This is a genomic window from Niastella sp. (genome assembly GCF_045805085.1).
Classification (GTDB): Bacteria; Bacteroidota; Bacteroidia; order Chitinophagales; family Chitinophagaceae; genus Niastella.
In genome coordinates this window covers 1-10,862 of the sequence record NZ_JBJMLX010000533.1, presented here as the reverse complement: position 1 = coordinate 10,862, position 10,862 = coordinate 1, and the positions used below count along the sequence as shown (strand labels likewise).

Genomic DNA, 10,862 nt, shown 5'->3' with positions numbered 1-10,862 from the left:
TCAAGAGTGATTTCTTTGATCAAAAAGTCACCTATACTTATAACAAAGAACTTGACAAATTAAAAGGTCGGGTACTGGCGCCTAAAAAACTGGAAGAGGCTAATAGGTTGCTCAAAAACCTTAAAACACCACTGCCTAAGTAAAGCAAAAAATTTGCAACCTTTCACTTCCCTTCTCTCTGCGATACTTTAAGTATCTTATAAACACAGTCCAACAAAAAAATAGTAAATTGCTTGAAATTGATTCCATGTCGAAATCAAATAATACGAAGAATAGTAGCAATACTAGTAGTAGTAATTCGCAAACGAATAATTCAACAAATACAACTTCAAGGTTACCAGGGGTAAATAATAACAATGTAATTCAATCATCTCCCGACCTGGTAAAGGAAAATTCTTACAATATAAAAAAGAAATAATTAAAACTATTTAATAGAGATGCCGAGACTGGCATAACTAAAAAATAAGCGCAGTTAAAGAAAAACGGTCAAAGGAAACCACTCCTTTGACCGTTCTTTTATTTTGTCAACATTTCAACCTTTCGCCTGGTAACCCTTCTTCATTTTGGAAAATTAGGATCGGCTTTTACTTCCATGATCTGTTGGGTATGCCGGTTGCTATGCGCTGCAATGAACAATATTGTCTGATAACTGTCAATAGAACCAAAAGGCAACGTTGCTACATGATTGCGCAGATCGTCATTGGTAGATTTTACATATTCGATCAGTTTGTCCCGGTTTTTCATAAAAGATTCCAGCGCCTCTTTGGTATCTTTTAAAGGTATGTTTTCAGGCATCAGGTTTTCAGTGGTCTTTACTTTGTTTGTCCGGTCTTCAATCCGTTGCACTACCTGTTCATCGTTTAGCTTGATCTCGCTACGTTTGTCTGGGTTGGCATTATTTTTCATGACACTATCCATCATCTGCCGTAACACTTCTTCACTCTTGGCAATATGCTTTACACATTCTTCAACACTCCACCGGTCGGGTGCGGGTTTAAACGTCAACTGAGCCGGGGTTAAACCTTTTACCTGCTCAATAACACCATTCTCGGTGTCTTTTAAAAATTTGGCAGCATAACTCCTTTCTTTCTTGCTGATGGTGTTATCTGCAATCAAAAAGGAAAGCATCAGGAAGGTAGATGCCAGCAAAAACATTTTTTTCATATACAATCGTTTTATGGGTGAACAATACCTGGTACCGGCTAACTGTTTTAATAGAGGGGATACTTTCAGCAGGCTTCAAAATTAAGAAAAATTATAATAAGTGCCCATTGTTTTGAAAACCGTACAGAACAACGCAACCGGTTCCTTAACTTATATTGACAATTTTGTATCGGCCATTAGCCTGGTAGAACAACCGAAATGAAAGAATTGATTAATATAACGACATTTAGTGTTAGTGATACAATTTAAGCATGTACATTTTCACACGTGCTAATTAGTTACATTTGTATTGACCTGCTATATGAATTACAAGGTTTTTGACGATGCGATACTTCTAAAACTTCTCAAAGCCGGTGATGGATCTGCTTTGGAGGAAATTTATGTGCGCTATAGTGAAATGGTGTTTCTCGCAGCACTAAAAAAAGTAAAATCAAAACCAGTAGCCGAAGAACTGGTGCAAAATATTTTTATCAGTTTATGGGTAAAACGGGAAACAGCCCAGATCCAACAGCTACCCGCCTATTTGCAATCGGCCATCCGTTACCAGGTTATCGATTATATTCGCTCCCAACTCATTCGTGAAAAGTATTACCAATCGGCCTCCGCGCAAATGAATGTACAGGAAAATCTTTCTGAATCAAGGTTGCTGTTGCATGAATTATCTATTGCTATTGATAATACCATAAAAAAACTGCCACAGAAAACACAGGAGATCTTCCGGTTAAGCCGTTATGAAAAACGTTCTGTCAAAGAGATCGCCCAATACATGAATCTTTCTGAAAAAGCCGTTGAATACCATGTAACGCAATCACTTAAGTTTATGCGTTTGCATTTGAAAGACTTCATTATTGTAGAACTTTTCCTGTTTCTACTTTGATGGAACCTGAAAACCGATCTGATTCCTTTTTAATTCCGCTGTTTTTCATTCCAAATTTTTAATTTCTTTTAGGGGTTTCTCCCGCACGTCCGACTTATTATTAACTCTGCTCATAGAGCAATACCAAACAAAACTACATGAATCGAAAGGCCTTTTATCATTTGCTGAAACGGTATGTAGAAAACGATTGCACTGAGGAAGAAAGAAAGCTGGTTGAACATTGGTATGAATTATTGGGTGATGAGGAAGGAATTGACCCTGCCCTGCCACCCGGTGAAATAAAAGAAACCCTGGAACGCCTTTGGCCCATAATTCATCAACAAACCCTGCTTACAGAAAGCAGGGAACAGGTAGCACCACCGGCGAAGCTTATACCAGTGTGGCTACGCTGGGTGAGCGCCGCTGTGATTACGGGGAGTCTGCTTACAGCGGCCTGGTGGTACCTGGTTGCTAAAAAGTCTGATACCGCCATGCAGCAAAAAGAAATTGCCGGGCTGCACCAGGTTCAGAATGATAAGATCATTACCGATACAGTGCATTTACCCGATGGCTCTCTGGTAATACTGGAACCGAAAGCCATTGTGCGCTACCGCGACCGTTTTGAAGGTCCTAAACGGGAAGTATACCTGGAGGGGAATGCTTTTTTTAAAGTGACCCGTAACCCCAAATCGCCCTTCTATGTATACAGTAAAAATATTGTGACCCAGGTGTTGGGCACCAGTTTTTTTGTAAAAACAAACCCGCAAACAAAGAATGTGGAAGTGTCTGTGCAAACGGGTAAGGTTGCGGTGTATGAAGCCGGCCGGGAAACCGTGCAGGAAAGAAAGAATGAAGAATCGAGCGGGGTGATATTAAAACCCAATCAAAAGGTGATCTACAGCACCAACGATCACCATTTCAGAACAACCCTGGTGGAAATACCATTGCCGGTAATAGCCAATAAGAACGCCGAAGAAAAAATAACGGAACTGAATTTTGTTTTTGATGAAGCGCCCATTGCCCGCGTATTGAATTACCTGGAGCAGGCTTATCATATTGAAATGGTGATGGAAAATGAAAGCCTGGCGAAATGTCTTTTTACAGGTGATATTAAAGGACAAAATCTGTACGACCAACTGGAGATCATTTGTGAATCGGTGGCCGCCACCTATGAGATCCGCGGCACCCGCATTCTCATCAAAGGCTCTGGTTGTGATTAATCAGCAAGTTATTAGCATCATTATAATACCCAACCATTTTCAAACATCCAAAACGATTGTATCATGAGAATAAAAACTTACATCACATAGCCCCTCACCCGGACATTATCATTCATACATACTGACGAATGATCGATAAGGTCGTTGATCTCCATTGCAAAAAGGGGAAACGGATCCCTATTGACCATTCACGATTGACCACTTACCATTGACCATTTACATCAATCTTATTTATGAAACATCAACGATTGGTTACAATCATTTCTATTGCCGTGAGGGTAGGTTTTATTCAGGCCCTCCTCGTTGTTTACCTCGGTTCTTATGCGTATTATAACAATGCAGAAGCACAGGGCGTCCTTGACAAAATAGTATCGGTATCTGTTGAAAAAGGACAATTAAAAGATGTCTTCAACCTGCTGCAAAATCAAACCGGCGCGCGTATTGTGTACAGTTCAAAAACCATAGAAGCCGGCCGCAAGGTTTCTATTAAAGCCAGTCAGAAAAAGCTGGGCGAAGTATTGGCTGAACTGCTCTCGCCATTTGGGATCACCTTTAAATTAATTAAGGACCGGATCATTTTATTCAAAGCAGAACCGAATACGTTTAACTATACACCCAACACCAATGAATTAGCGGTTCAGCTATCAGCTGTAACCATCCAGGAAATTAAAGGCCAGGTAACAGATGATAAAGGCAATCCCCTGCCAGGAGTAAGCATTGTGGTGAAAGGCACTGCTACCGGAACTAATACAGATGCGAATGGCAGTTTTACCATTACCGTTCCGGAAGGTAAAACGATACTGGTGGTGTCATCTGTAGGTTTTCAAACCCAGGAGGTAAATATTGCCGGAAAAACATCGCTGGCCATTGTTATGGCAGCTGGCGCTTCCGGTCAATTAAGTGACATTGTAGTGGTTGGTTATGGCACCCAAAAGAAAGTAACCGTAACAGGCGCTGTAGCCCAGGTAAAGGGCACAGAACTGGCGAAATCGCCTTCCGTGAATTTATCCAACGCACTGGCGGGCCGGTTACCAGGTGTTACTGCCATACAATCGAGCGGTGAGCCCGGGTACGATGGTTCTACCATCCGCATTCGTGGTTCCAATACGCCTAATAACAGCGGCGCCCTCATTGTTATTGATGGCGTGCCCGACAGGGCTGGCGGGTTGGAACGTTTGAATCCGCAAGACATAGAAAGTATGTCGGTGCTGAAAGATGCAGCAGCAGCCATTTATGGTTCGCGCGCTGCTAACGGCGTTATACTCATTACTACCAAACGCGGCAAAACCGGTAAGCCGCAATTGTCGTATGCCTTCAATCAGGGCTGGGCCCAGCCTACCCGCATTCCGGAGATGTCTGATGCAGTAGAATATGCCACCATCATTAACGAGCTTACGTTATTCGATGGTTTGCCGGCTGACCAATGGACTGCAGGCTGGAATGCTTTTAACCAAAATGGCACCTATACCCGTACTGATAATGGCGTGAAAGTAGATGCTATTTATTCACCCACCGACATTACAAAATTCAAAGATGGTTCTGATCCCTGGGGACACCCTAATACGGATTGGTACGGAACCACACTTAAGAAATGGTCCCAGCAATCGAGCCATAACGTGCAAATGTCTGGTGGTTCTGATAATGTAAAATACCTGGCCTCCCTGGGTTATGAAAACCAGGATGGGTATTATAAAAATTCTGCAACCGGGTATAAGCAATACGATATGCGCCTGAATGTTGATGCCAAAGTGAATAAATACTTAACCACCAATCTTGGTTTAACGGCCCGGGAAGAATATCGCTTTTTCCCAACGGTTGGCGCACAACCCATATTTCGGATGTTGATGCGCGGTAAACCCACCGAGCAGGAAGTATGGCCCAATGGATTGCCCGGGCCTGATATAGAAAACGGTCAAAACCCGATCGTGATCACTACCAACCAAACTGGTTACGATAAAGACCGGCGTGATTATTTTCAAACCAACGGAAGAATTGACCTGCAGGTGCCATTTGTAGAAGGGTTGAAAATATCCGGTTTTGCCGCCCTCGATAAATATTTCAAGCGAACCAAACGATGGGAAACTCCCTGGTACCTGTATTTCTGGGATAAAGTGAGTTACGAATCCGACGGCGTTACACCGAAGTTGACCAAATCGGTGCGTTCAACTTTTAATGATCCCCGCCTTACTGAATCGCAGGAAGACCAGCTGAACATCAACCTGAGTGGTTTTATCAGTTACGATAAAACAGTCGGGCCTCATACGGTGAATGTAATGGCGGCTGTTACCCGCGAAACTATCAATAACCAAACCTTCAATGCATTTCGCCGTAATTATATCTCTACAGCGCTTGACCAGTTGTTTGCCGGCGGCGATGCCCAGAAAGATAATACGGGCAGTGCCTACGATCGGGCGCGGTTAAGTTATTTTGGCCGGGTAAATTATAACTACCAGGAAAAATACATGGCCGAGTTCCTGTGGCGCTATGATGGTTCTTATATGTTCCCCGAAAACGATCGTTTCGGTTTCTTCCCGGGCATTCTGCTCGGCTGGCGTTTGTCTGAAGAAAAATTCTTTAAACCGGTAACCTTCATCAACAATTTAAAACTACGTGCTTCCTGGGGACAAATGGGGAACGACAACATTCTTTTTAATAATGTGTTGCAGGAGTATCGGTATTTATCAACCTATGGATTCAATTCTTACATCGTAGGTGGGAATGTGGTAAAAACGCTTACAGAGACCGGCGTGCCCAATCCGGGTTACACCTGGGAAGTGGCCAACAATTCAAACGTGGGACTGGAAGGTTCTGCATTAAACAGCCGGCTTACCTTTGAATTTGATGTGTTCAATAATATCCGCACAAAAATATTGATGCAGAACTCTGCTGTAGTGCCTGCCTCCGCCGGCATTACCCTGCCACCCGAAAACCTGGGCAAAGTACGGAACAAAGGTTTTGAATTTACTGTAGGGTATAATGACAACTTCGGCGATCTTCGTTTTGGGGTAAGCGTAAATGGCGGCTATGCAAAAAATAAAGTGATCAACCTGCCGGAAACCCCTGGCTTAAAACCCTATCAATATTCAAAGGGACATACCTTCGGCACCGATGGCGCTGCCTTCCTGGTGTATGAATACGATGGCGTGTTTGTTGACCAGGACGATATCAACAAGAATACGATTGATTATAGCGCGGCTACGAATAAATTATTGCCCGGTGACATGAAAATAAGGGACGTAAGCGGCGACGGTAAAATAGATGCAGATGACCGCGTGCGGTTGGAGAAAAACCGCGATCCCTGGTTTACCGGTGGCGTAAACTTTAACCTGCAATACAAAGATTTTGACTGCAGCATTTTATTTCAGGGCGCCACTGGTGGTTTGTTGTTCTTTGGTACCGAATCGGGCACCATTGGTAACTTCCTTCAATACTCTTACGATCATCGCTGGACGGTAGAACATCCCAGCAGCTCCGATCCCCGATTGGCCAACCGCGGTAATACCTATTTTAATGGCGGCTCTTTTGGCATCAATACGTATTGGTTAAGGAGCAGCAATTACCTGCGGTTAAAGAATATAGAATTCGGCTACAACCTGCCTGCCAAAATTGGTCAGCAGGCAGGCGTAAGCAATCTTCGATTATATGTAAGTGGTATTAACCTGGTTACGCTGGATAAAATGAAGATCTATGATCCCGAATCAACCAGCGGCAATGGACAGTATTATCCACAATCAAGGATCCTGAATGTGGGCGCCAGAATATCATTCTAACAATAAAAAAATTAGTAGATGAAAAAGATACTGTTTTGTGTTCTGCTCCTGGTGATCGCGGGAGCCTGCAAACGAGATTTCCTAAATACCAAACCACTCGATAAAGTACAATCAACAGATACCTGGAAAGATGGGGCGCTGGCGGAAGCATTTGTAACCGGGATCTATTCCGGTCTGGGACAAGGCGGTTTTGATGAACAAATGCTGGCGGCGCTTTCTGATGAAGCTGTTTTTACCCATCCGGGACGGGGTATTAATATCGTAAACGAAGGCACCTTAAACCCCTCTAACATCGGCTGGGTGAATGTGAATTATCGCTGGGGCAAAGATGGCAGCAATACGGATATGTATGCCATGATAAGACAGGCCAACCTGGCGCTGGAGAATTTGCGCACAGCTACGTTTGACGATAAAGCACTCAATGACCGGCTACAGGGCGAATCGCATTTTATGCGGGCCTTTTATTATCATCAGTTGATCCGTTATTACGGCGGTGTGCCTATTGTGGACAGGTCTTATGGCCTTAAAGAAGATTATACCGTAACCCGAAATACCTGGGAAGAATGCGTGAATTTTGTACTTAAGGAATGTGACAGCGCCATTTTATTATTGAAAGGAAAAACATTGTCAGCAGGAAGAGCCACCGATCTGGCCGCAATGGCATTGAAAGCACGCGTATTGCTATACGCAGCCAGCGATCTGCACGATATGCCCACTGCCAAATCAAGATCAGCCTTGATCAGCGGTTATGCGCATCCGGAATTTCTGGGTTATTTGAGTGGTGACCGCATAGCCAGGTGGACAGCCGCCAAAAGCGCCGCTAAAGCCCTGATGGATGCAGCTCCCTTAAGAGGATATAAATTAAACCTAACAGCCCCGGCATCAGCTGCTGATGGCAAAAAGAATTACGTTTCCCTGGCCATGGGGGGCGGCAGCAAAGGACCGGATGTAGATAAAACCGCTGAAAGCGAGATCCTGTTTGGCCGTTACTGGACGATCAATAAGGATGAATACGCCGGCATGTATGTTGGCCTGGCCAATGGACCGAATGGATATCATAACTGGGCCGGTAATACGCCGGTACAGGAGCTGGTTGATGATTATGAAATGATGGATGGCACCAAATTCAGCTGGAGCAACCCTGCGCAAAAAGCGCAACCATACGTCAATCGCGATCCCCGTTTTTATGCCTCCATCCTGTATGATGGCGCCGACTGGAAACCGCGTGATAAGATCTCGGGCAATGTTGACCCTGCCAACCAGATACAAACCGGTAAGTACGATCAGGGCGGGGGCGTGTTTTTGCCCGGCCTCGATACCCGCTCCAGTTCTATTGAAAACTGGAATGGCAGCTGGACGGGGTACTATGTTCGCAAGTTTACTGATCCCGATCCCGATCTGGTGGACAATACCACCCGCCAAACCATACCCTGGCCTTTCTTCCGGTATACCGAAGTGGTCATGAATTATATTGAAGCCTGTATAGAGCTGGGCGAAGACAATGAAGCAAGAACCTGGTTAAATAAGATCCGTTACCGGGCAGGTATGCCGGCAATTACTGAAACCGGGGCGGCATTGAAACAACGGTATCGTAATGAACGAAGGGTTGAACTGGCCTATGAGGATCAGCGTTATCATGATTGCCGCCGTTGGATGATTGCCCCTGCCACCCTGGGCAGAAAGCTGGTATATATTGATGTGGTAGGCACCCTGAAAGCAGGCGCTACCCCCTCATCGCCTTACAAACACGATGAAACAAGATACAATTACACTTACACCCCGTTGGAAGTGAATTCGCAGGAAGACAGGAAATGGGATGATAAAATGTATTACCGGCCAATAGCCCAGGATGAAATGAATACCAATCTAAAGCTAATACAGAATCCTGGTTATAATTAACGGACTCTTTAATTCTTAACAATATAAAGTAGGAAGTAAGAAGTATGAAGAACCCTGTATTTCTTACCTCCTACTTCTTATTTCAGTTATTATAAATTCATGAGTAGTAAAATACCAGGGATAATCATTATAGCATTCGTTTTTGCCGCCTGTACCCAAAAAAATGAGTCTCAACCGGCAGCCCACCCTTTATTCACCCTGCTACCAGCTGACAGCACCCAGGTTACATTCAGTAATACTTTAACAGAAGGGCTAAACACCAACGTGTTGATGTACGAATATTTCTATAACGGTGGCGGGGTGGCTACCGGTGATGTGAATGGGGATGGACTGGCAGATATCTATTTCACGGCCAATATGGGTAATAACCAGCTTTATCTTAATAAAGGGGCGATGCGTTTTGAGGATATTACTTTGGCGGCTGGCGTTGGGGGCAGGTCCGGCCCATGGAAAACCGGTGTTACCATGGCTGATGTAAATGGCGATGGGTTGCTTGATATTTACCTGTGTTATTCCGGCAAACTGCGTGGCGAAAAAAGGGTCAATCAACTGTTCATCAATACCGGGAATGACAAGCAGGGTTACCCGCATTTCAGTGAACAGGCGCAGCAATACGGTTTGGCCGATTCAGGCTATAGCACCCAGGCTTATTTTTTTGATGCCGATCGCGATGGGGATCTCGATTGTTTTTTGTTGAACCATAATCCCAATTCATTACCCGTACTGGATGAAGCCAGTACCGCCGCCATCCTGAAAAAAGAAGACCCGGCCATTGGGGTTAGATTGTTACGAAACGACAAAAACTACTTTACCGATATAACCCATAAAGCCGGGATTAGCAGTTCTTCTTTAACGTATGGTTTAAGTGCTGGTATCGCAGACATCAATGGGGATGGCTGGCCCGATATCTACATTTCGAACGATTATGCGGTGCCTGATTATCTGTACATCAATAATCACGATGGCACGTTCACCGATCAATTGCAAACCTGCCTGGGACACAGCAGCCAGTTCTCTATGGGCAACGACATTGCCGACATCAACAACGATGCGCTGCCTGATATTTATACCCTGGATATGCTGCCCGAAGACAATCACCGGCAGAAATTATTGTTTGCACCTGATAATTATGAAAAGTTCGAGCTGAACCTGCGATCTGGTTTTTACTATCAGTACATGCGAAATATGTTGCAGTTGAATATTGGACGCCCCCTCCCGACCTCCCCCAACGGGGGAGGAGTTTGCTGCCCCTCTATTGGAGGGGGATGGGGGGAGGCTTTCAGCGAGATCGGTCAACTGGCAGGCGTATCCAATACCGACTGGAGCTGGGCGCCCCTGCTGGCAGACTACAACAATGATGGCTGGAAGGACCTGATGGTGACCAACGGTTATCTGCGCGATTATACCAATCTCGACTTTATAAAATACATGAACGATTATGTGCAAAGCAAAGGCCGCCTGCAGCGCGAAGATGTGTTACAACTCGTACATCAAATACCCTCTTCCAATGTGGTCAATTACCTGTTTGCCAATAATAAAAACTGTACCTTCTCCAATGTATCCGCCCAATGGGGTTTCAACAGTCCATCAAATAGCAATGGGGCCGCTTATGCCGATCTTGACAATGATGGCGATCTTGATCTGGTGATCAACAATATCAATCAACCGGCTTTTATTTATCGCAATGAAGCCCGTCAGCAAAATGGCGCGCATTATTTACAGGTTCAGTTGCATGGGTTGCCTGGCAATACACAAGGTATTGGGGCGAAAGTTTTTCTATACACCAAAGGCAGCCAGCAATACCTGGAACAAATGCCTACACGGGGATACCTGTCAACCGTTTCTTCCACCCTGCATTTCGGCCTGGGCGCGCAAACAACTATTGATTCTGTACAAATAATCTGGACAAGCGGGAAACAACAAGTATTAAAAGCAATTAAAGCCGATCAACTT

At 44.5% G+C, this 10,862-nt stretch carries 6 protein-coding genes; 5 read left to right on the top strand and 1 reads right to left on the bottom strand.

Annotation, left to right across the window (positions count from 1 at the left end; translation table 11 throughout):
* Positions 1–558: 558 nt before the first annotated feature.
* The gene (locus ACJ751_RS27800; RefSeq protein WP_407748806.1) at positions 559–1,164 is read right to left on the bottom strand and encodes a DinB family protein; all 606 of its coding nucleotides are present in this window, start codon (positions 1,162–1,164) and stop codon (positions 559–561) included.
* Between the two features lie 301 nt (positions 1,165–1,465).
* On the opposite strand from ACJ751_RS27800, the gene ACJ751_RS27795 reads away from it, so the two are divergent.
* The 5 genes from ACJ751_RS27795 to ACJ751_RS27775 form a co-directional block, all read left to right on the top strand.
* Positions 1,466–2,041 carry an RNA polymerase sigma factor gene (locus ACJ751_RS27795; RefSeq protein WP_407748805.1) on the top strand — a complete coding sequence of 192 codons (576 nt, stop codon included), beginning with the start codon at positions 1,466–1,468 and terminating at the stop codon, positions 2,039–2,041.
* Positions 2,042–2,178: 137 nt separating this feature from the next.
* Positions 2,179–3,240 (top strand): FecR family protein, encoded by a 1,062-nt coding sequence (locus ACJ751_RS27790; protein ID WP_407748804.1) that lies wholly within the window; start codon positions 2,179–2,181, stop codon positions 3,238–3,240.
* A gap of 233 nt (positions 3,241–3,473) precedes the next feature.
* The gene (locus tag ACJ751_RS27785; RefSeq protein WP_407748803.1) at positions 3,474–7,010 is read left to right on the top strand and encodes a TonB-dependent receptor; all 3,537 of its coding nucleotides are present in this window, start codon (positions 3,474–3,476) and stop codon (positions 7,008–7,010) included.
* 18 nt (positions 7,011–7,028) lie between these two features.
* On the top strand, positions 7,029–8,909 hold the full coding sequence (locus tag ACJ751_RS27780) for a RagB/SusD family nutrient uptake outer membrane protein (protein WP_407748802.1): 1,881 nt from the start codon (positions 7,029–7,031) through the stop codon (positions 8,907–8,909).
* Positions 8,910–9,008: 99 nt separating this feature from the next.
* On the top strand, positions 9,009–10,862 hold a 1,854-nt coding region (locus ACJ751_RS27775; RefSeq protein ID WP_407748801.1), incomplete at its 3' end, for a CRTAC1 family protein.